The organism is Type-C symbiont of Plautia stali, from assembly GCF_059730935.1.
The window spans coordinates 982847-1005332 of record NZ_AP035923.1; the positions used below are offsets into that span (position 1 = coordinate 982847).

17 protein-coding genes and 4 tRNA genes are annotated in these 22486 nt (G+C 57.6%); 20 read left to right on the plus strand and 1 reads right to left on the minus strand.

Annotated features, from left to right (window positions below):
• Positions 1 to 2: 2 nt before the first annotated feature.
• From AC6I7J_RS04410 to rpoS, 8 genes are all read left to right on the plus strand, one after another.
• Entirely contained in the window at positions 3 to 1046 is a 1044-nt protein-coding gene (locus AC6I7J_RS04410) for a LacI family DNA-binding transcriptional regulator (RefSeq protein WP_498006901.1), read from the plus strand.
• 158 nt (positions 1047 to 1204) lie between these two features.
• Positions 1205 to 2275, plus strand: coding sequence for an SIS domain-containing protein (locus AC6I7J_RS04415; protein ID WP_058771484.1), 1071 nt, complete (start codon positions 1205 to 1207; stop codon positions 2273 to 2275).
• 30 nt (positions 2276 to 2305) lie between these two features.
• The gene (locus AC6I7J_RS04420) at positions 2306 to 3673 is read left to right on the plus strand and encodes a PTS transporter subunit EIIC (protein WP_059010923.1); all 1368 of its coding nucleotides are present in this window, start codon (positions 2306 to 2308) and stop codon (positions 3671 to 3673) included.
• A 79-nt stretch (positions 3674 to 3752) separates the two neighbouring features.
• Entirely contained in the window at positions 3753 to 5144 is a 1392-nt protein-coding gene (locus tag AC6I7J_RS04425) for an OprD family outer membrane porin (RefSeq protein WP_498006902.1), read from the plus strand.
• A gap of 11 nt (positions 5145 to 5155) precedes the next feature.
• On the plus strand, positions 5156 to 7000 hold the full coding sequence (locus AC6I7J_RS04430; RefSeq protein WP_498006903.1) for a glycoside hydrolase family 9 protein: 1845 nt from the start codon (positions 5156 to 5158) through the stop codon (positions 6998 to 7000).
• A gap of 385 nt (positions 7001 to 7385) precedes the next feature.
• Positions 7386 to 8012 (plus strand): protein-L-isoaspartate(D-aspartate) O-methyltransferase, encoded by a 627-nt coding sequence (locus AC6I7J_RS04435; RefSeq protein ID WP_021507341.1) that lies wholly within the window; start codon positions 7386 to 7388, stop codon positions 8010 to 8012.
• A 166-nt stretch (positions 8013 to 8178) separates the two neighbouring features.
• A complete protein-coding gene (gene nlpD, locus AC6I7J_RS04440) occupies positions 8179 to 9303 on the plus strand; it encodes a murein hydrolase activator NlpD (RefSeq protein WP_058776000.1) in 1125 nt (374 codons plus the stop codon).
• Between the two features lie 51 nt (positions 9304 to 9354).
• Positions 9355 to 10347, plus strand: coding sequence for an RNA polymerase sigma factor RpoS (gene rpoS, locus AC6I7J_RS04445; RefSeq protein ID WP_021507339.1), 993 nt, complete (start codon positions 9355 to 9357; stop codon positions 10345 to 10347).
• A gap of 93 nt (positions 10348 to 10440) precedes the next feature.
• Here the strand turns inward: rpoS and mutS are convergent, their stop codons facing one another.
• Positions 10441 to 12984, minus strand: a complete 2544-nt coding sequence (gene mutS, locus AC6I7J_RS04450; RefSeq protein ID WP_058759752.1) for a DNA mismatch repair protein MutS — start codon at positions 12982 to 12984, stop codon at positions 10441 to 10443.
• A 473-nt stretch (positions 12985 to 13457) separates the two neighbouring features.
• Here mutS and mltB point away from each other — a divergent pair, with 473 nt between their 5' ends.
• The 12 genes from mltB (at position 13458) to AC6I7J_RS04510 (ending at position 22465) form a co-directional block, all read left to right on the plus strand.
• On the plus strand, positions 13458 to 14540 hold the full coding sequence (mltB, locus tag AC6I7J_RS04455) for a lytic murein transglycosylase B (RefSeq protein WP_031279678.1): 1083 nt from the start codon (positions 13458 to 13460) through the stop codon (positions 14538 to 14540).
• A gap of 86 nt (positions 14541 to 14626) precedes the next feature.
• Complete coding sequence (locus AC6I7J_RS04460; RefSeq protein WP_021507336.1) at positions 14627 to 14962, plus strand: zinc ribbon domain-containing protein YjdM; 336 nt, start codon at positions 14627 to 14629, stop codon at positions 14960 to 14962.
• Between the two features lie 213 nt (positions 14963 to 15175).
• Positions 15176 to 15952, plus strand: coding sequence for a trans-aconitate 2-methyltransferase (tam, locus tag AC6I7J_RS04465; protein WP_498006904.1), 777 nt, complete (start codon positions 15176 to 15178; stop codon positions 15950 to 15952).
• A gap of 102 nt (positions 15953 to 16054) precedes the next feature.
• Complete coding sequence (gene pncC, locus AC6I7J_RS04470; protein ID WP_058776003.1) at positions 16055 to 16549, plus strand: nicotinamide-nucleotide amidase; 495 nt, start codon at positions 16055 to 16057, stop codon at positions 16547 to 16549.
• 93 nt (positions 16550 to 16642) lie between these two features.
• Positions 16643 to 17713, plus strand: a complete 1071-nt coding sequence (recA, locus tag AC6I7J_RS04475; protein ID WP_021507334.1) for a recombinase RecA — start codon at positions 16643 to 16645, stop codon at positions 17711 to 17713.
• A 107-nt stretch (positions 17714 to 17820) separates the two neighbouring features.
• Positions 17821 to 18336, plus strand: a complete 516-nt coding sequence (locus AC6I7J_RS04480) for a regulatory protein RecX (protein ID WP_498006905.1) — start codon at positions 17821 to 17823, stop codon at positions 18334 to 18336.
• A gap of 135 nt (positions 18337 to 18471) precedes the next feature.
• Positions 18472 to 21099 carry an alanine--tRNA ligase gene (alaS, locus tag AC6I7J_RS04485; protein WP_498006906.1) on the plus strand — a complete coding sequence of 876 codons (2628 nt, stop codon included), beginning with the start codon at positions 18472 to 18474 and terminating at the stop codon, positions 21097 to 21099.
• A gap of 249 nt (positions 21100 to 21348) precedes the next feature.
• Positions 21349 to 21534: a carbon storage regulator CsrA gene (gene csrA / locus AC6I7J_RS04490; RefSeq protein ID WP_021314278.1), complete on the plus strand. Its 186-nt coding sequence runs from the start codon at positions 21349 to 21351 to the stop codon at positions 21532 to 21534.
• A gap of 307 nt (positions 21535 to 21841) precedes the next feature.
• A tRNA-Ser gene (locus AC6I7J_RS04495) sits at positions 21842 to 21934 on the plus strand.
• Positions 21935 to 21943: 9 nt separating this feature from the next.
• Positions 21944 to 22020, plus strand: a tRNA-Arg gene (locus tag AC6I7J_RS04500).
• Positions 22021 to 22253: 233 nt separating this feature from the next.
• Positions 22254 to 22330: transfer RNA gene (locus AC6I7J_RS04505), tRNA-Arg, on the plus strand.
• A gap of 58 nt (positions 22331 to 22388) precedes the next feature.
• A tRNA-Arg gene (locus AC6I7J_RS04510) sits at positions 22389 to 22465 on the plus strand.
• The last annotated feature ends 21 nt before the right edge of the window (positions 22466 to 22486 follow it).

A 22486-nucleotide genomic window follows, 5' to 3' on the forward strand; every position in this document is an offset into this window, starting at 1 on the left:
CGATGAGCAAAAATCTCACCATCAAGGATATTGCCGTACTCGCCGGTGTGTCGATCACTACCGTCTCGCGCGTGCTCAACAAGCATGCGTGGGTATCGGAAAAAACCCGCACGCGGGTGGAACAGGTGATCGCCGAGCATCAGTTCAGCCCCAACCTGATGGCACGCGGCATGATATCGCGCCAGAGCTACACCCTCGCGGTGATTGTCTCTGACATCACTAACCCTTACTTCGTCACGCTGGTGGCGCAGATTCAGCAGGCCTGTCTGGCCATCGGTTACAAAATCACCCTGTACGATACCCAGTCGGCCAACCGCAGCCCTCAGCACGACGATGACGAAAGCGCGATTTTTCAGTCGATTATCGATAGCCAGATCGATGGGGTGATCGTGCTCGGCGGCCACAGCGACTATGCGCCGATTCCGGCCGGCTACCTGACGCTGCTGGAATCGCTGATGGACAAAATGGCGGTGGTGGTGGTGGGGCAGCCGCATCCTGCTGGCCGATGGCCGTGCGTGATGCGCGACCAGCAGCACTGCGTCGGGCTGGCGGTGAATCATCTGCTGGCGCGCGGCCTGCGTGATATCGCCTTCATCGGCGGTTCGCGCAAAGTGTGGGTGACGCGCGAGCGCGTCAGTCATTTCCACGCCACGCTGCAGCAGGCCGGCATTACGCCGCGCGACAGCTGGATCTGCCTGAATAACTTCTATCCTGAACACGGCTATCAGGCGGTTGATACGCTGTGGCAGCAGGTAGAGCAACCGCAGGCGCTGGTGGCGATCAACGATCGCGTGGCGATGGGCGCGATCCGCGCGTTACGCGATCGCGGCATTGACGTGCCTGAGCAGGTCGCGGTCATCAGCTGCGAGCGCTTCCCCGGCAGCGAGTATTTTATCCCGCGCCTGACCAGTGTCGATCACCAGAATCCGCAGCTGGGGCAAAACATTATCACCATGATGATGGCGCAGCTGGACGGCAGCCTAAGCCCGCACGCGCGCTGCAGCACACCGCTAAAGCCGGTATTGATCCCCGGCGAATCCGCCTGATCTTCTCTCCTTAAACGTTCCGCCTGCTTTCGTTGCGCTTTGTTAGCGCGATCGCAATTTCACGATCCTCACGTTGACTTAATATGCGCCATTAAATAAGTTGGCTCATAACCTGAAAACGTTTTCAGGTTGGCGGGAAAACAGTTTAAGGAGCGGTAATGAAACCCACCATGATGACCTACATCCACCAGCAACCCGAGGTGCTGAGCCATCTGCTGGCGTGCTATCCGCAGGGATTACCGGTGCTGGGCAAGGCGAAAACAGTGCTGATTCTGGCCACCGGCTCCAGCATCAACGCCGCGCTCAGCGCCAAATATTACGTTGAGCAACTGACTGGCGTACGCATCAGCGTGCAGGAGCCGTTCCATTTTCAGCATTACGAGCAGTGGGACCCGGCGACCGATCTGGTGATCGCGATTTCACAGAGCGGCGAGAGCACTTCGACGCTGGCGGCGATTGACGCGCTGAAAAAACAGCACGGCGTGGCAACCTGGGGCATCACCAGCAAAATCACCAGTCCGCTGGCGCAGGCGGTGGATCATGCCGTAGACATCATGAACGGCGAGGAGCGCGTCGGTTATGTCACCAAAGGCTATGTCGCCACGATCCTGACGCTGATGCTGATTGGCGTGCACAGCGCGCGCCACAGCGGTCGTCTCAGCGCAGAACAGGAGCAGCAGGCGCTGGCGCAACTGCAGCGCGGCGTCGACGCGATTCCGGACATCATCGCCCGCACCGAGCGCTTCTGGCAGCGCTGGCAGGACGATCTCACTGCGGCGCCACGCTTTATCTCGATTGGCTTTGGTCCGGCGATTGGCGTGATCAAAGAGATGGAGACCAAATTCAGCGAAACGGTGCGCGTGCCGTCGCAGGGCATTGAACTGGAAGCGTTTATGCATGGCCCCTATTTCGAAATCAATCCGCAGCACCGGCTGTTCTTCATCGACGTCGAGGCGCCGGTGCGCGAACGCCTGCAGCTGCTGCGCCAGTATGAGCAGCGCGTGACACCGCACGTCTGGAGTCTGTGTCTCGGGGAGAGCGATGATGCGCGCACGCTGGCACTCGGCGTGGAGGTCAGCGAATGGATGGCGCCGCTGCTGATGGTGATTCCGTTCCAGATCCTCGCGCATCACATCGCTGAAGCCAAAGGCAATAATCTGCCGCAGCGCATATTCACTGATTTTGGCGTGGCGATGAAGAGCAAAACCAAACCGGGTGATTACGACTAACGCCGGGCGCGAGCCATAAGGATAACAACAATGAAACTCGATTACGTGAAGCTGGCGCAGGCCATCAGGGAACAGGTCGGCGGCGACGATAATATCAGCCACATTTCACACTGCGCCACGCGGCTGCGGCTGACGATAAACGATCTGGCCAGTGTCGATATGCCGGCCATCAGTAGCCTGCCGGGCGTCATCCGCGTGGTGAACGCGTCCGGACAGCTGCAGATTGTGGTCGGGCCGCAGGTCGAACAGCTGTATCAGGCGATGCAGCAGGGCGCAGCGCCGGTGGCCGAGCCGGTGAAGCCCGGCAAAGACGAGCGCGGCGTTGCGGGCAAAATGCTGGCCACGCTGGGCGCTATCTTCACGCCCTACATTGGCGTACTGGCCGGCATCGGGGTGATCAAAGGCATCATGGTGCTGCTACAGACACAGGGCTGGGTGGCGGACGATGACCTGCTGTTCGCCATGTTCAACGCGCTGGCCAGCGGCGTGTTTGTCTTTCTGCCACTGTTTATTGCGGTTACCGCGGCGGACCGTTTCGGCGCCAGCCGTTTCACCGCGCTGGCGCTGACGGCGGCGATGGTGTTTCCGCTGACCCAGCCGGATCTGCCGGCGCACTTCGCGCTGTTCGGCCTGAGCATCAGCCTGAAGATTTACGGCGGCGCGGTGATTCCGGCGATTCTGGCGGTGCTGCTGCTGAGCAAGGTTGAGCGCCGGCTGAAACAGTGGATCCCCGAGGTGGCAGCGCTGGTGTTTGTGCCGTGCCTGTCGCTGCTGATTTGTGGTTTTGTGGTGTTCACGGTGATTGGCCCGCTGGCGGATTACGTTGGCGTCGGCATCGCCAGCGGCTACAGCTGGCTCTATCAGCTCAGCCCGATGATCTCCGGCGCGCTGCTGGCGGGCATAGGTCAGCTGTTTGTGGTGTTTGGCGTCCACTGGGGCATCATCCCGCTGGCGCTGATCAATATTCAGGTGCAGGGCTATGACACCATCATGGCGATGTTTATGTCGGCGGTGATGGGGCAGTTTGGCGCGGTTACCGGCGCGATCTTCATCGCCCGCAGCCTGCGCGACCGGCAGATTGCAATCTCGGCGTCGCTGTCAGCGTTCTTTGGCATCACCGAACCGGCGCTGTACGGCGTCAATCTCAAGTACCGCATGCTGTTTATCTTCGGCTGCATCGGCGCGGCGCTCGGCGGTGGCATCACCGGGCTGCTGCAGGTGAAAACTTACAGTTTCCTGCCGGTGCTGAATGTGTTTGAACTTGGCCTGTTCGAAGGCCCGGAGTCGAAGATGATCTATGAAGTGGCGGCAATTGCCGTGGCTTTCCTCACCCCATTCATTCTGACGCTGATTTACGGCCGCTGGACGCTGCGCAGCGTGAATAAAACCGGCGCCTGATGCGCTGATTCGTTAACACCAAAACAGGGAAATCGCATGCGGCTGCTTCGCAGGGCCGCGTGCACCTTAAGGAAAGGTCATGAACACATTCACCAGGAGAAAAAAGGCAGCGCTGCTGCCGCTGGCCACCCTGATGCTGGGCGCGGCACCGCCGGCGCTGGCGGAAGGATTTGTTGAAGACAGCACGCTGGAGGGCACCGTCTATTACTGGCAGCGCCACCGTGAGCGTAAAGATCTCGATCCGCACAGCACGCACTATCAGCACTATCAGACCAACCTGCATCACAGCACGCTGACCGGCGCGCTCGATTATCAGTCCGGCTATCTGGCCGATACCGTGGGCATTGATGTGGCGGCCTTCGCCACCTGGGATCTGTTTGAAGGCAGCCCGGCGCATCCCAACGAGATCAGCTTCAGTCACGGGCCTTCGATGTGGGAAGACCGTGGCGTCGGCGAACGTAACGGGCTGGATCTCTACCGTGCCGCGCTGAAACTCAAAGCCGGCGACTACTGGCTGCGGGCCGGTTATATCCAGCCGAGCGGTCAGACGCTGCTTGGCACCCAATGGGGATTTCTGCCCGGCACTTACCAGGGCGTGGAAGTCGGGGCAGTCTATGACTATGGCGCTGCCGGCGCGCTGTCGCTGTCGTGGATGGGCGCCAACAAGTACAAAGCACCGTGGTATCGCAAAATGTACGAGTTTCGCGAAATCGACCGGCAAACACGCATTCCTTATCTGCACTCGCTGGGTGCGAAGTATGACTTCAAAAACGGCAACACGCTGGAGCTGGCGTGGGGGGAATCTCCGCATTATCTCGACAAATATTTCGCCAAAGCGGCACGCCAGCTGACGCTGTGGGATAACCCGTTCAGCGTCAGCTGGCAGTTCTACGGCTCGCAGGATCGTACCGGTCGGCATGATGTTTACGATGAGTTTGCCTGGCAGCAGGGCCTGACGCTGGCGTACCAGTGGGATCGCTACCAGTTCCGGCTCGAGGGCAGCGCGGTACACGCACCGGGGAAACAGGGTTACTACACCGTGGCGATGACGCCGATCTATCCCAACTCCGCGGGCCGCATCGATATGTGGTGGGATTCGCGCTCTGACTTCAACGCCGACGGCGAAAAAGCACTGTTCGCGGGCCTGATGATCGATCTCAGCGACATCGTCTGGCCAGGCGTCAGCATCGGTGGCTCGTTTGCCTGGGGCTGGGACGGTAAACCGGCGCGCGGCGGCGACTGGTCGCAGCAGCAGCGCCTGACGGAAACCGCCATCAATGGCGATCTGGTGTGGCAGGTGCAGTCCGGCTGGGCCAAAGACACGGTATTCAAGCTGCATCTCACCGCCTACAACAATCATAGCGATAACCCCAGCTGGGGCGGCGGCTATGGCAACGTTTTCCAGGATGAAAAGGACGTCAAATTCATGATGATTGCCCCTTTTAGCCTGTTCAATCACTCACGACACTAAGGATGATGACCATGAGGATTCGCTTCTCCGCGCTGACCGCAGCGCTGTTACTGGCCGGGCTGGCGCACGCCGAAACCCACGTTTTAATCAATCAGGTCGGCTACGATGTTGCCGCGCCGAAAAACGCCATCGTGCAGCTGACCGGCGACTCGCGCACTAAACCGCCGGTGAAATTTACCCTGCTGGATAATGAGACCAATAAAGCGGTGCTGAGCGGCACGCTGCAGCCGCAAGGTGACGTGCCGGGCTGGGGCGATCGCACCTTCTATCGTGCCGATTTCTCCGGCTGGCAAACGCCAGGCCGCTACGTGCTGCAAACCACCAGCAGTGACGGCGATGTGCGCTCCGGGCCGTTCATTATTGGTGCCGATCTGCTCGAGCGCTATACGCTGTCCGATGTGATTGCCTATTTCAAAAGCCAGCGCGTCACCGGCCTGTTCGATAAGGCGGACCGCAAACTGCCGCTGCCACCGGGCACCGGCAGCGGTACGGTTGACGTCCACGGCGGCTGGTATGACGCCACCGGCGATTACGGCGTGCACCTGTCGCACCAGAATCTGACCTCTTATTTCAATCCGCAGCAGGCGCCGCTGGTGGCGTGGAGTTTACTGCGCGGTTATCAAAATCTCGGGGCGCGGGATAACCCGAACTTTGATGAGTATCGCCGGCGCATGCTCGACGAAGGGCTGTACGGTGCCGATTTCCTGGTGCGCATGAAGCGGCCGGGTGAATCCTTCTTCCAGGCGATCTCGTCGCCGGGCAAAGAGAAGCTGGCTCAGGACCGGGTGATCGCCAATCCCAACTGGCGCACGCAGATTAAAGAGAAGGAGTCAGATTCCACCATTGTTGAAGAAGAGGCGGTCGGCCCGCTGGCGTGGCAGGCCAGCTTCCGATCCGGTGCCGGCATGTCAATTGCCGCGCTGGCGCTGGCCAGCACCATGGAAAATGACGGTAACTTTACGCGGCAGCAGTATCTGCAAACCGCAGAAGATGCCTTTGCCTTCCTGCAGAAAAATAATCTGCGCATGGTGAACGACGGCAAAGAGAACATCGTGGATGATTACACCGCGCTGCTGGCGGCTACCGAGCTGTATCGCGCCTCGCAAAAAGCGGTCTATCTGGCTGCGGCGCAGCAGCGTGCGGAGAGCCTGATGGCGCGACTGACGTCGCTGGATAACTGGCATGACTACTGGCGTGCCGACGGCGAAAAACGCCCGTTCTTCCATCCGTCCGATGCCGGTCTGCCGGTGATCGCGCTGCTGGAGTACGCGCGCATCGCGCCGCAGGCGCAGCAGGCGAACATCCGCCAGACGGTAAAACGCTCGCTGGGCTTTGAGCTGGCGGTCACCAAAGAGAGCAATAACCCGTTTGGCTATGCGCGCCAGCTGATTCAGCTGAAAGACGGCGTGAAGCGCACCAGCTTCTTCTTCCCGCACGACAGCGAAGCTGCGCCGTGGTGGCAGGGCGAAAACGCGCGTATCGCCTCGCTGGCCGCCGCCGCCCGTCAGGCGATGCCGCTGTTCGCGGACGATAAAGCCTTTACGCAGCAGCTGCAGAGTTATGCCTGGGATCAGCTCAACTGGATCCTCGGTCATAATCCGTACGACGTCAGCATGCTGACCGGCAGCGGCTATCGTCACATCAGCTATCTGTTCTTCAATTCGTGGAAATACACCACGCTGCCGGGCGGTATCGTCAACGGCATCACCGGCGCGTCGAATCAGGTGGCGGACGGTATCGCCTTTGACGAAGGTTATGCGGTCACACGGAAGGATGAAGACTGGCGCTGGGCGGAAGGCTGGCTGCCGCACTCGGCCTGGTATCTGTATGCGGTGAGCTTACCTGATCGTCACTGAGGTGATAAATCAGCCCGGCTTTTCGCCGGGCTTTTTACCGGTTGCCATTGCGTTTGACTGCTTATTGTTGCGACAACTGCCGACGGTTGCGTGATTTACGCCTACCACTTCCCGCGCCTCACCGCTAGAATGCAAACATCCTTGTGCCGCCAGCGCAGGACCGCTTGCGCCGCTGAAGGCGCAAAACGGGCGCGGCGGTCGGTGGACCGGTTAATGAAAAAGGTCAGAATCAGATGCGGATACGGCTCAGCAACGATGATGGAATTCAGACTCCCGGCATTGGCGTGTTCCCTGGCGTGAAGACATTACGACAGGTTGATCCTGGCGCCGGCGCGGCGCGGAAGAGGGCAGGCGACGGGCTGTACCAGGCTGAGGTGAACCCGGCATGGTAAACCGGCGCATCGAAACGCTTCTGGCCCAACTGCGCACGCAGGGTATTCACGATGAGCATCTGCTGAAAGCCATCGCTGATGTCCCGCGTGAACGCTTTATTGACGAGGCTTTTGAACATAAAGCCTGGGAGAATGTGGCGCTGCCAATTGGCAACGGCCAGACCATTTCTCAGCCTTATATGGTGGCGCGCATGACGGCGCTGCTGGAACTGAACCCGACTTCGCGCGTGCTGGAAATTGGCACCGGTTCGGGTTATCAGACCGCCATTCTCGCGCATCTGGTTAACCACGTTTACTCGGTTGAACGCATCAAAGGGCTGCAGTGGCAGGCGAAACGCCGCCTGAAGCAGCTCGATCTGCATAACATTTCCACACGCCACGGCGACGGCTGGCAGGGCTGGGCCGCGCGGGGGCCGTTTGATGCCATTATTGTGACTGCCGCACCGCCAGAAATTCCGACTGCGCTGATAGCGCAACTGGGAGAAGGCGGCAAAATGGTGCTGCCGGTGGGTGAGGACCAGCAGGTACTTAAGCGCCTGCGTCGTCAGGGTGGTGAAATCATTGAAGAAACGATTGAGCCGGTGCGCTTTGTGCCGCTGGTTCAGGGCGATCTGGCATAAAGCCATCTTACGTATTTCTTCACAATCGTTACATGGCATGGCGCAGTTGATATTGTTACTATCCTTGTTAATCAATGCGAAAGCGCGTTTTTGACGGCACAGATAGTGAATCATGCGGTCAACGTCGACACACAGTTTTATCCAGGATTGCCATCACGGGGGATCAATGAGCACGGGAAGCACAGTATTTCAATTACGCCGTCTGGCGGCACTTTCACTGGTCGGTTTTTGGCTGGCAGGCTGTAGCTCTGGCGACAACACACAAGCCCCCATCAGCCAGATTGGCAGCAACAGCGGTGATAGCGGTATGGCTGCTGCTCCCACCACAGGCGGCGGCATGATCGCCGCGCAGAACAGCACCGTGCCGGCGATGCCGCGTGGTGGAATGTTAAGCGGTGGTACACCATCAGCCGCGCCTGCGGGTGGAATGGTTAGTGGCAATAATAATGTGACCACCGAAAATGGTCGTATTGTGTACAATCGCAATTATGGGAATATTCCTAAAGGCAGCTACGGCGGTGAAACCTACACCGTTAAGCGAGGCGATACGCTGTTCTATATTGCCTGGATTACCGGCAATGATTTCCGCGATCTGGCACAGCGCAATAATATCGCGGCCCCCTATAGCCTGAGCGCCGGGCAGACGTTACAGGTGGGTAACGGTAACGGTCAGACCATCACCGGTGGTAACGCGATAACCGCAGCGGATGCCACGCAGGGCGGCGTTCCGGTGGCATCGAATCAGACGCAAATTAAATCTACCCCTGTTGCACAGCAACCTGTTATTACGTATTCTGATGATTCGGGTTCGACAGGCGGGAAAATGCTGCCGTCGAAAGGGGCAAATAATGTGGCAACGACCACAGCTCCGGTTACCGCACCGCCCACAGTTAGCAGCACAACTAATAGCACAACACCAGTGGGAAGCTGGCGTTGGCCGACTGATGGGAAGATCATCGATAACTTCTCCGCTGCGGAAGGCGGAAACAAAGGGATCGATATCGCCGGGTCGCGTGGACAACCTGTCGTCGCCACTGCATCAGGAAGAGTGGTATACGCAGGCAACGCGCTCCGCGGGTACGGTAATTTAATCATCATCAAACACAACGATGATTACCTGAGTGCCTACGCCCACAACGATACCATGCTGGTCCGGGAACAACAGGAAGTTAAGGCGGGGCAAAAAATCGCTACCATGGGTAGCACCGGAACCAGTTCAGTAAGATTGCACTTTGAAATTCGTTACAAGGGGAAATCCGTAAACCCGTTGCGTTATTTACCGCAGCGATAATCCGGCAGAACCTTAGGTGTTCTGCCCTTGGATCACGGGTAGGAGCCGCTTATGAGCCAGAATACGCTGAAAGTTAATGAGTTACACGATGATGCGGAATTCGAGGAGAACGGAGCTGAGGTTTTTGATGAGAAGGCTCTCGTTGAGAACGAACCTGGTGATAATGAAGTAGCTGAAGAAGAGTTGCTGTCACAGGGTGCGACGCAACGCGTTCTGGATGCGACGCAGCTTTACCTCGGCGAGATTGGTTATTCACCACTGTTAACGGCGGAAGAAGAAGTGTTCTTCGCCCGTCGCGCATTACGCGGTGACATTCCTTCTCGTCGTCGCATGATCGAAAGTAACTTACGCCTGGTGGTAAAGATTGCCCGTCGTTATAGCAATCGTGGTCTGGCGCTGCTGGATCTGATTGAAGAGGGTAATCTCGGCCTGATTCGCGCCGTAGAGAAGTTTGACCCGGAACGCGGGTTCCGCTTCTCAACTTATGCCACCTGGTGGATTCGTCAGACCATTGAACGGGCTATCATGAACCAAACCCGTACTATTCGTCTGCCGATTCACATTGTTAAAGAACTGAACGTTTACCTGCGTACCGCGCGTGAACTGTCGCACAAGCTGGACCATGAGCCGAGTGCGGAAGAGATCGCCGAGCAGCTGGACAAGCCAGTTGATGACGTAAGCCGTATGTTGCGTCTCAACGAGCGCATTACGTCGGTTGATACGCCGTTAGGCGGTGATTCCGAGAAAGCGCTGCTGGATATCCTGGCCGATGAGAAAGATAACGGTCCGGAAGACACCACGCAGGACGATGATATGAAACAGAGCATCGTTAAGTGGTTGTTTGAACTCAATGCCAAGCAGCGTGAAGTGCTGGCACGTCGTTTCGGCCTGTTAGGCTATGAAGCGGCAACGCTGGAAGATGTGGGCCGCGAAATCGGTTTAACCCGTGAGCGTGTCCGTCAGATTCAGGTAGAAGGTCTGCGTCGTCTGCGTGAAATTCTGCAGACGCAGGGTCTGAATATCGAAGCACTGTTCCGCGAATAAGCCGTAGCTGGCAATAAAAACGGTGACCATAAGGTCACCGTTTTTTTATGCCTGTCATTCAGGCCGGCGCGCCGCGCACGCGCCGGTGACTGATTACATCAGGGTTTTCAGACGGTAAATCCACTCCAGCGCCTGTTTGGGCGTCAGGCTGTCCGGATCGAGCGCTTCCAGCGCTTCCACTGCCGGCGAGGTTTCCGCCACCAGCAGCGGCAGCTGTGAGCCCTCCACCGTTGAGCCGGCAGAACTGCCCGACAGCGCTTCCAGCTCTTTTAACTTGTGGCGCGCACGCTTAATCACCTCTTTCGGCACACCGGCCAGCGCCGCCACGGCCAGGCCGTAGCTCTTGCTCGCGGCGCCATCCTGCACGCTGTGCATAAAGGCGATGGTGTCACCGTGTTCCACCGCATCAAGATGCACATTCACCACGCCTTCCATTTTCTCCGGCAGGGTCGTGAGCTCGAAGTAGTGGGTGGCAAACAGCGTCATGGCTTTGATGCGATTCGCCAGGCTTTCGGCACAGGCCCAGGCGAGCGACAGGCCATCATAAGTGGACGTCCCGCGGCCGATTTCGTCCATCAGCACCAGGCTGTTTTCGGTGGCGTTATGCAGAATGTTGGCGGTCTCGGTCATCTCGACCATAAAGGTAGAGCGACCGGAGGCGAGATCGTCAGCGGCACCGACACGGGTAAAGATGCGATCGATGGGGCCGATCACCGTCTCTTCCGCTGGCACATAGCTGCCGATCCAGGCCATCAGCGCAATCAGGGCCGTCTGCCGCATATAAGTACTCTTACCGCCCATGTTGGGGCCGGTAATGATCAGCATGCGACGCTGCATCGAGAGCGACAGCGGGTTGGCAATGAACGGCTCTTTCAGCACCTGTTCCACCACCGGATGGCGACCGGCGGTGATGCGAATCCCGGCTTTCTCCTGCAGCACCGGGCGGCAATAGTTGAGCGTCCAGGCGCGCTCGGCCAGGTTGGCCAGTACGTCCAGTTCAGCCAGCGCCGCGGCGCTCTGCTGCAGCGCTTCGAGGTGCGGCAGCAGGCGATCGAACAGCTCGTCATACAGGCTCTTTTCCAGCGCCAGCGCTTTGCCTTTCGACGTGAGGACCTTGTCTTCGTACTCTTTCAGTTCGGGAATGATATAGCGCTCGGCATTTTTCAGCGTCTGGCGGCGGACGTAATGGATAGGCACCAGATGGCTCTGTCCGCGGCTGACCTGGATGTAATAGCCGTGCACAGCGTTGAAGCCAACCTTCAGCGTATCCAGCCCCAGTTTTTCGCGCTCGCGAATCTCCAGGCGGTCAAGATAGTCGCTGGCGCCGTCGGCCAGCGCGCGCCACTCGTCCAGCTCGGCGTTATAGCCGGGCGCGATAACACCACCGTCGCGCACCAGCACTGGCGGCGATTCAATAATGGCGCTTTCCAGCAGTTCGCGCAGTTCGCTGAAATCCCCCATCCGGTCGCGCAGCACATTCAGATGAGGTGCGGCCACGCCCGCTAACTGGGTATTGAGTTCTGGTAATTGCTGGAAGGCATGACGCATGCGTGCCAGATCGCGCGGACGCGCGGTGCGCAGCGCCAGACGTGCCAGAATACGCTCCAGATCGCCTACCTGGCGCAGCACCGGTTGCAGTTCTTCGCTCAGCGACTGCAGTTCGGCAATTGATTCCTGGCGGCGCGTGATGGTGGCTACGTCGCGCAGCGGCATATGCAGCCAGCGCTTCAGCATGCGGCTGCCCATCGGCGTGACGGTTTTATCCAGCACCGCCGCGAGCGTATTTTCGCTGCCGCCCGCCAGATTCTGGGTGATTTCCAGATTGCGCCGGGTGGCCGCATCCATAATGACGCTGTCCTGCTGGCGCTCCATACTCAGTGAACGAATATGCGGCAGTGAGGTGCGCTGCGTATCTTTGACATACTGCAGCAGACAGCCCGCCGCGCGCAGCGCCAGATGCGCCTGCTCGACGCCAAAGCCGCTGAGATCGCGCGTGCCAAACTGCAGGTTTAACTGCTGACGTGCGGTGTCGATTTCGAATTCCCACAGCGGACGCCGCCGCAGCCCGCGGCGCTGATCGATCAGCGTCATGGCCTGCAAATCTTCCGGATAAAGTAGCTCTGCCGGATTGGTGCGCTGCAGTTCGGCCGCCATGGTCTCGACATCGCCCGGCTCGCTAAGGCGGAAACGCCCGGAGCTGATATCCAGCGTGGCATAGCCAAAACCGCGCTGGCTCTGGAAGATGGCTGCCAGCAGGTTATCCTGGCGCTCCTGCAGTAACGCTTCATCACTGATGGTGCCGGGCGTTACAATGCGCACCACTTTACGCTCAACCGGCCCTTTGCTGAGTGCCGGATCGCCAATCTGTTCACAGATCGCCACCGATTCGCCCAGCTGCACCAGCTTCGCCAGATAGCCCTCCACGGCATGATAGGGCACGCCGGCCATCGGGATCGGTTCCCCGGCGGACGCACCGCGTTTGGTCAGCGAGATCTCCAGCAGCTGCGATGCGCGTCTGGCATCGTCGTAGAACAGCTCATAGAAATCGCCCATGCGATAAAACAGCAGGATGTCAGGATGATCGGCCTTCAGGCGCAGGTATTGCTGCATCATGGGGGTGTGGCCACTGAAGTCCATTTGCTCTGCTCCTTTCATCTCATTCTCACTCAGGATTCACTCTTTTGATTTCCGCTGGCTGGACAGGGGGCAGCCGGGGATGGATGGTTATCACACTGGCGGATAACGAAAGGGCAAATGTTAGCATTTTTGCGCAGCCCGCTTCATCCGCCAGCCGATGTTTCTGGCTGGCGACCATATCAAATTGCGACAGGCGGTAAAAAGCAAATTTTACGCGGCGGGGAAAACTGTGGAGCCAGCACGCAAATTCGGCGCTTAGCCGCGGCCGTGCGAGGCCGCTGCCGCGCTACAGGTGAGCGTCAGTTCGGTCAGTGCACCCCTTACCTCAGCGGCGTTTTCATTACCTGACCAGAGATAGGGCTGGTCATAACTGCAGAATCACAACGGGCGTAAATTTACGACATTGCTCTGTAAGTCGCTTCGTTGAACGATTACCATGAGCATTCGTGTTTCATCTGGCTTATGGATATCCGATGCGTTTTAAGGTTGCTCTTCTTCCGCTTATTTGTTTGCTTGCTGCCTGCAGCAGTAAGCCTGCCCCCCAGCAGCAATCCGCCGTTGTGCCTGCACCGAAAGGGGGGTTTTTACTGGAACCTTCTCACGCCATTCAGCCGATGTTTGGCGACTTTGCCGGTAATCCGGCGGCGGAACAATTTATCGATCAGATGGTGGCGAAGCACGGTTTCAACCGCGACCAGCTGCATGCGGTCATTGGTCAGGCGAAGCGACTGGATTACGTGCTGCGCCTGATGGATCAGCAGGCACCGAGCTATACGCCGCCGAGCGGGCCGAACGGCGCGTGGATTCGCTATCGCAATAAATTCATCACCCCGGATAACGTGCAGAACGGCGTCGCCTTCTGGAATCAATATCAGGATGCGCTGCAGCGCGCCCAGCAGGTGTATGGCGTACCGCCGGAGATCATCGTCGGGATTATCGGGGTGGAAACACGCTGGGGTCGGGTGATGGGCAAAACCCGTCTGCTGGATGCGCTGGCGACGCTCTCGTTTAGCTATCCGCGCCGTGCCGCTTACTTCAGCAGCGAGCTGGAAACCTTCCTGCTGATGGCGCGCACCGAGCAGGACGATCCGCTGGATCTGCGCGGCTCTTTCGCCGGTGCCATGGGCTACGGCCAGTTTATGCCGTCCTCCTATAAGCAGTATGCGGTCGATTTTAACGGCGACGGCCATATCAATCTGTGGGATCCGGTGGATGCCATCGGCAGCGTTGCCAACTACTTTAAAGCGCACGGCTGGCGTTCCGGTGAAAACGTCGCCGTGCCCGCCAGCGGTCAGGCACCGGCGCTGGAGAACGGTTTCAAAACCTCTTATTCAGTGAATACGCTGGCGGCCAGCGGTCTGGCACCGCAGGGTTCGCTGGACGGCAACAGCCAGGTCAGCCTGCTGCGGCTGGATCTCGGCACCAGCTATCAATACTGGTACGGTCTGCCTAATTTCTACGTGATTACGCGCTACAACCACAGCACGCACTATGCCATGGCGGTGTGGCAGCTGGGGCAGGCGGTCGCCCAGGCGCGTCAGGGCAACATGCTTTAATCCTGTCCTTATAAAGTATGAGGGTATAAGATGGCGCCCGTTTTGCGGTGCCTTCTTCATCGCATACCGACCACTGAGGAATATGTATGACGACTTTACCTGCCTGCCCGGCCTGCCAGGCAGATTACACCTGGCAGGAGGGTGAAAACCTGAACTGCCCCTCCTGCGGCCATATCTGGTCCGCCAGCGCGGATGACAGCAGCGAAGGGCTGGTGGTGCGCGATGCCAACGGTAACCTGCTGGCAGATGGCGATAGCGTAACCGTAGTGAAAGATCTCAAGGTGAAAGGCAGCTCTTCCACCCTGAAAATCGGCACCAAAGTGAAAAGCATCCGTCTGGTTGAAGGTGACCACAATATCGATTGCAAAATCGACGGCTTCGGTCCGATGAAACTCAAATCTGAGTTTGTGAAAAAGAACTAATTGCAGGACGGCCATGTGCCGTCCTGTTGCTTTTCCCCCGCAGGATGCGGAAGTAATGACATCCGCGCCCGTGCGCGCTATCACCTCGCCTGAGCCTGCAGCCCTGACTCCGCTGCGCCACCCACACTTTTTCGGCAACCGCACTTTTCTCTTCGCGCCTCGCGCAGCAAAACAGGTAGTGTGTGACTCTTCCACACAGACAGGAGCGTTGCTATGCAAGACTGGAATCCCCAGCTGTATCGTCAGTTTGAATCTGAGCGTACGCGTCCGGCACAGGAGTTGCTGGCGCGTATTCCCGTCAACGAGGTGCGCTTTGCTACGGACCTGGGATGTGGCCCGGGCAACAGTACGGAACTGCTGGCGCAGGCCTGGCCGCAGGCGCACATCACCGGCATCGACAGCTCTGAGGCGATGCTGGAACAGGCGCGGCAACGCCTGCCGGGCTGTGATTTTCGTCAGGCCGATATCCGCAGCTGGCAGCCTGAGCAGCCGCAACAGGTCATTTATGCCAACGCGTCGCTGCAATGGCTGACCGACCACGAAACCTTGTTGCCGCATCTGGTCAACCAGCTGGCACCGGGCGGTGCACTGGCGGTACAAATGCCGGATAATCTGCAGGAGCCGTCGCATCGTCTGATGCGTGAGGTGGCCGCCAGCTCACGCTGGCAGGCGCATATTTCGCCTCAGGCGGCAGAGCGTAAACGCCTGCTGAGCAGCGATTGCTACTATGATTTATTAGGCGATGCAGGCTGTCAGGTCGATATCTGGCGCACCACTTACTATCATCCGATGGCGGATGCGCAGGCGATCATCAGCTGGCTGCGTGCCACCGGGTTGCGTCCGTTCCTTGCCGCGCTGGATGAGGCGCAGCAGGCGGACTTTTTACACGACTATCATCAGGCGCTGCTGCCCGCTTACCCGACGCGCAGTAATGGACAGGTTTTGCTGGCCTTCCCGCGTTTATTTATGGTGGCGGTGAAAATGCGCTGACCCTGCCGGAACGCAGTGCGCAAAATGCGACGGCGGCGGTTGAAAAGGGCTTGTCGCCGCACCATTTACTGCTAACGTGAAGCGCCACAACAGGAGAAGGCGATGAACGACGAACAACTTCAGCAGCTCAGCCGCCGTATTGGCGAACAGCTCAGGCATCGTCAGGCGACGGTGACGGCGGCGGAGTCCTGTACCGGCGGCTGGATTGCCAAAGTGTTTACTGATATCAGTGGCAGTTCGGCCTGGTTTGAGCGCGGCTTTGTTACCTACAGCAATGAGGCCAAGCAGCAGATGGTTGGCGTGCAGGCGGCGACGCTGGCGCAGCACGGTGCCGTCAGTGAGCAAACGGTACGCGAAATGGTGACCGGCGCCTGTGCCGCGGCCGGCGCTGGCTACGGTATTGCGGTGAGCGGCATCGCCGGACCGGATGGCGGCACGGCTGAAAAGCCGGTCGGTACCGTCTGGTTTGCGCTGGCGGGTCCGGAGGGCCGCGTGCTGGCGCAGCGCCAGCAGTTTGCCGGCGATCGCGATGCTGTCCGGCGTCAGTCGGTCAGCTGGGCGCTGCAGGCGCTGCTGGATGAATTTCTGACAAATTAAACTTGATACTGTATGACTATACAGTATAATTAGCGGCAACAGAACGAGCAGGCATACACGGTGCCCGCTCACCCGGCATGATTAGGAGTGGAAATGGCGATTGACGAGAACAAACAGAAGGCTTTAGCTGCCGCGCTGGGCCAGATTGAGAAACAATTTGGTAAAGGCTCCATCATGCGCCTGGGTGAAGACCGCTCGATGGATGTTGAAACCATCTCTACCGGCTCCCTGTCGCTGGACATCGCGCTGGGCGCGGGTGGCCTGCCAATGGGCCGTATCGTTGAGATCTACGGACCTGAGTCCTCCGGTAAAACCACGCTGACCCTGCAGGTCATTGCTGCTGCGCAGCGTAAAGGCAAAACCTGTGCCTTTATTGATGCCGAGCACGCGCTGGATCCGGTATACGCCAAGAAACTGGGCGTCGACATTGATAACCTGCTGTGTTCGCAGCCGGATACCGGTGAGCAGGCGCTGGAGATCTGTGATGCGCTGGCCCGTTCGGGTGCGGTAGACGTGATCATCGTTGACTCCGTGGCGGCGCTGACGCCGAAAGCGGAAATCGAAGGTGAAATCGGTGATTCGCACATGGGTCTGGCTGCGCGTATGATGAGCCAGGCGATGCGTAAGCTGGCGGGTAACCTTAAGCAGTCCAACACGCTGCTGATCTTCATCAACCAGATTCGTATGAAGATTGGTGTGATGTTCGGTAACCCGGAAACCACCACCGGTGGTAACGCCCTGAAATTCTACGCCTCCGTGCGTCTGGATATCCGCCGTATCGGCGCCATTAAAGAGGGCGACGAAGTGGTGGGGAGCGAAACCCGCGTTAAAGTGGTGAAGAACAAAGTGGCAGCACCGTTTAAGCAGGCTGAGTTCCAGATCATGTACGGTGAAGGCATCAACACCTTCGGCGAGCTGGTTGACCTCGGCGTGAAGCACAAACTGGTGGAAAAAGCCGGTGCGTGGTACAGCTACAACGGCGATAAAATCGGCCAGGGTAAAGCGAACGCTACCAACTTCCTCAAAGAGAATCCGGCGATTGCCAATGAGCTCGACGTTAAGCTGCGTGACATGCTGCTGACCGGTGCGACGGCGGAAGCGGCGACAGCGGATAGCGCGGCTGATAAATACGAAGAAGCCAGCGAAACCAACGAAGATTTCTAACCATACCCACGGGAGCAGCAATGCTCCCGTTTTGCTTTTTCCCGCCCGTGCTTTTCCTCTCTGCCTTCTTGCTTTACCCTGCGCAACAGTCACAACAAGGTAATCCTATGTCATCGACCTCATCACAGGCTCCGGAGCCAACCTTTTCCCGGGTACTCGATCGTGCCATGCGTATTTTGTCGCAGCGCGACCATAGCCGCGACGAGCTGAAACGCAAACTGCAGCTGAACAATCAGCGTGCGGCCTGGCTGCAGCAACAGGAGAGCCAGCCGATACCGGAAGTGCTGCTGGAGAAAGTGCTCGACTGGTGTCAGGAGAATGGCTGGCTCAACGACCAGCGTTTTACTGAACGCTTTATTCAGAGTCGAGCGCGCAAAGGCTATGGTCCACAGCGGGTGCGCATGGAGCTGCAGCAAAAAGGCATCGACCGTGATGAGATCAACCAGGCGCTGTTCGATAGCGAGGTTGACTGGAGCCACTGCGCGGCCGAGGTCGCTAAACGTAAATTCGGCGAACCGCTGCCGCAAAGCTGGGCGGAAAAAAGCAAAGTCCAGCGCTTTCTGATGTCGAAAGGCTTTATGATGGAAGACATTCAGGCGATTTTCAGAAATATTGACGACTGAAAGGCGATGGGATTTTACTTCCCATTGAAGAAAATTTATCTTATTCCCACTTTTTGTTCCTCAGTCAGTGGCGGGCCGGGCGCATGCGGTTTGCCAGCGAAAGGGAACGTTCGTTAGCGTGATTCCAGGAATTTTATGAGCAAGAGCACTGCTGAGATCCGTCAAGCGTTTCTCGACTTTTTTCATAGCAAGGGACATCAGGTTGTAGCCAGCAGCTCCCTCGTACCAAACAACGATCCGACGTTGCTGTTTACTAACGCCGGCATGGTGCAATTTAAAGACGTTTTCCTTGGTCAGGACAAGCGAGATTATTCGCGTGCCACCACGTCGCAGCGCTGCGTGCGTGCCGGCGGTAAGCACAATGACCTGGAAAACGTCGGCTACACCGCGCGTCACCACACCTTCTTTGAAATGCTGGGCAACTTCAGCTTTGGCGACTACTTCAAGAAAGAAGCCATTGCCTACGCCTGGGAACTGCTGACGGGCGAGCAGTGGTTTAAGCTGCCGAAAGAGCGTCTGTGGGTAACCGTATACGAAACCGATGACGAAGCCTTTGAAATCTGGGCTAATGACATCGGCGTACCGCGCGAACGTATTATCCGCATTGGCGATAATAAAGGCGGTGCTTACGCCTCTGACAACTTCTGGCAGATGGGTGACACCGGCCCTTGCGGTCCGTGCACCGAAATCTTCTACGATCACGGCGACCATATCTGGGGCGGCCCTCCGGGCAGTCCGGAAGAAGATGGCGATCGCTATATCGAAATCTGGAACATCGTGTTCATGCAGTTCAACCGTCAGGCCGACGGCACCATGCAGCCACTGCCGAAACCGTCGGTGGATACCGGTATGGGCCTTGAGCGTATCGCCGCGGTACTGCAGCATGTGAACTCCAACTATGAAATCGATCTGTTCGCGAAGCTGATTAACGCGGTGGCGCAGGTAACCGGCGCCACCGATCTGAACAATAAATCACTGCGCGTGATCGCCGACCACATCCGTTCATGTGCCTTCCTGATTGCCGATGGTGTCATCCCGTCGAATGAAAACCGTGGCTATGTGCTGCGCCGCATCATTCGTCGCGCGGTGCGTCATGGCAACATGCTGGGCGCGAAAGAAGCCTTCTTCTACAAACTGGTGGCTCCGCTGATCGAGGTGATGGGCGCAGCAGGTGAGGATCTCAAGCGTCAGCAGAAGCACGTTGAGAACGCCCTGAAAAATGAAGAAGAGCAGTTTGCTAAAACGCTGGAGCGTGGCCTGGCACTGCTGGACGACGAGCTGGCGAAGCTGAAAGGCGACACCCTCGACGGCGAAACGGTTTTCCGTCTGTATGACACCTTCGGCTTCCCGGCGGACCTGACTGCTGACGTATGCCGTGAGCGTAATCTGAAGATTGACGAAGCGGGCTTTGAAGCGGCGATGGAGCAGCAGCGTCAGCGTGCGCGTGAAGCCAGCGGCTTCGGTACCGATTACAACACGGTTATCCGCTTTGATACGCCGACTGAATTCAAAGGTTACGACCACCTCTCGCTCGAGGCGACGGTGCAGGCGCTGTTTGTGGACGGCCAGCAGGTTGAGCAGGTTACTGCCGGGCAGGATGCGGTGGTGATTCTGGATCAGACACCGTTCTACGGTGAGTCTGGCGGCCAGGTGGGTGATACCGGCGTTCTGACCGGGCAAAATGCTGAATTTAGCGTGCAGGATACGCAAAAATATGGCAAAGCCTTTGGTCATATCGGTAAGCTACGCCAGGGTCAGCTGCGGGTGGGCGATCGCCTGCAGGCGCAGGTCGATGAAGTACGTCGTTCGCGCATCATCCTTAACCACTCAGCGACGCATCTGATGCACGAAGCGTTGCGCGAAGTGCTGGGCGATCACGTTGGCCAGAAAGGCTCGCTTAACAACGACAAGTACCTGCGTTTTGACTTCTCACACGGCGAAGCCATGAAGCCGCAGCAGATTCGTGCGGTTGAGGATATCGTTAACGCCCAGATTCGCCGCAACCTGCCTATCACCACTAACGTGATGGACCTGGAAGAGGCGAAAGCGCTGGGCGCCACCGCGCTGTTCGGTGAGAAGTACGATCAGCGTGTGCGCGTAGTCAGCATGGGCGAGTACTCCATTGAGCTGTGCGGCGGTACACACGCGGCCCGCACCGGTGACATCGGCCTGTTCCGCATTCAGGGCGAAGCCGGCACGGCGGCGGGTATTCGCCGTATCGAAGCGGTGACCGGTGAAGCCGCGATTGCACAACTGCACGCGCAGAGCGATCAGCTAACCGATATTGCTCAGGTGGTGAAAGCCAACCACAGTAATCTGAACGAGAAAGTGCGCGGACTGGTAGAAAACGTGCGTGCGCTGGAGAAAGAGCTGCAACAGCTACGCGATCAGCAAGCGGCGCAGGAAAGCGCTTCACTGAGTAGCAAAGCGGTTGAGGTGAAGGGCGCGAAACTGCTGGTAAGCGAACTCAGCAATGTCGAGCCAAAAATGCTGCGCACGATGGTGGACGATCTGAAAAATCAGCTTGGTTCTGCTGTCATCGTACTGGCAACCGTTGCAGAAGGTAAGGTGTCGCTGATTGCTGGCGTCACCAAAGATCTGACCGATCGGGTGAAGGCCGGTGAGCTGATTGGCGAACTGGCTGCGCAGGTTGGCGGTAAAGGCGGCGGGCGTCCGGACCTGGCGCAGGCTGGCGGAACCGACGCCCAGGCACTTTCTGGCGCGCTGGCTGGCGTGCCGGAGTGGGTGAGTAACCGGCTGTAACGAAATAAAATTAAGCATCGTGAAGAGCGCCAGGAACATCTGTTTCGGCGCTTTTTAACGCGGTGTGCACCAGGTAATGACAAAGTCCGGTTGATGTAGTGTATTTCGGCTAAACTAACTATCAGCAGAATGTATTGGCATGGCAGAACACAATGGTGTATTTGTCATAGGCATTGTTCAGCGTTATATGATGGATATGGCCGGGAGACCGAACAGGCCCGACTCTTTTAATCTTTCAAGGAGCAAAGAATGCTTATTCTAACTCGTCGAGTTGGTGAAACCCTCATGATTGGTGATGAGGTAACTGTAACGGTGCTGGGTGTTAAGGGTAACCAGGTCCGCATAGGCGTAAACGCGCCAAAAGAAGTGTCGGTTCACCGTGAAGAGATCTATCAGCGCATCCAGGCTGAAAAAACACAGAGTACACCTCAATAACGTATTCAGTGCCTCGCTGTGTGGCGAGGCGCTACCGCTTCTCTCCCTCCCGTCGTTATTTTTATCCGTTCACGCTCTCCTGATTTTTCCGCGAATTATGTCGGCTGCCGCACGCTTTTACTGTTGATAAATCACTCTTTTTGTCGGCAAAACATGCGGATTGCACGTCATTTGCGCAATCAAACCTGAATCGGTAAAAAGTCGGGAAAAATTGTTTGACTTATAAGTCCGGGAAAGTAATATGTGCGCCACGCAGTGCCGATGAGCGGAAACAAAGTTCAAAAGCACGGTTCGCAAGAACGCGTAAGGTGAGGTGGCCGAGAGGCTGAAGGCGCTCCCCTGCTAAGGGAGTATGCGGTCAAAAGCTGCATCCGGGGTTCGAATCCCCGCCTCACCGCCATTTTCCGATGCATCCATAGCTCAGCTGGATAGAGTACTCGGCTACGAACCGAGCGGTCGGAGGTTCGAATCCTCCTGGATGCACCATCTTCTGCAAGATGGAAAGTGCCTCAGTGTGTCATGATGCGATAATCGTTCAGGACGTACTAAGGAGGATAACGTTGCTTCAGCAACGGCCCGCAGGGTGAGGCGCAAGCCGAATAATCCTCCTGGATGCACCATCTTCGGATATGGTATTTACTTCAGAGTAGTAAGAGTGAACGAGTAGTTCCTTTCATGGTGAGTTGTTAGCACCCTGCGTTGTACAAGAATCATTTAATGCATCCATAGCTCAGCTGGATAGAGTACTCGGCTACGAACCGAGCGGTCGGAGGTTCGAATCCTCCTGGATGCACCATTCTTTGTATCATTCCCAGGTTGATTTCAGTTAGTCCATCGTAAGAAAATCTCTCAATGCATCCATAGCTCAGCTGGATAGAGTACTCGGCTACGAACCGAGCGGTCGGAGGTTCGAATCCTCCTGGATGCACCATTCTCTGTGTTATTCTCAAGT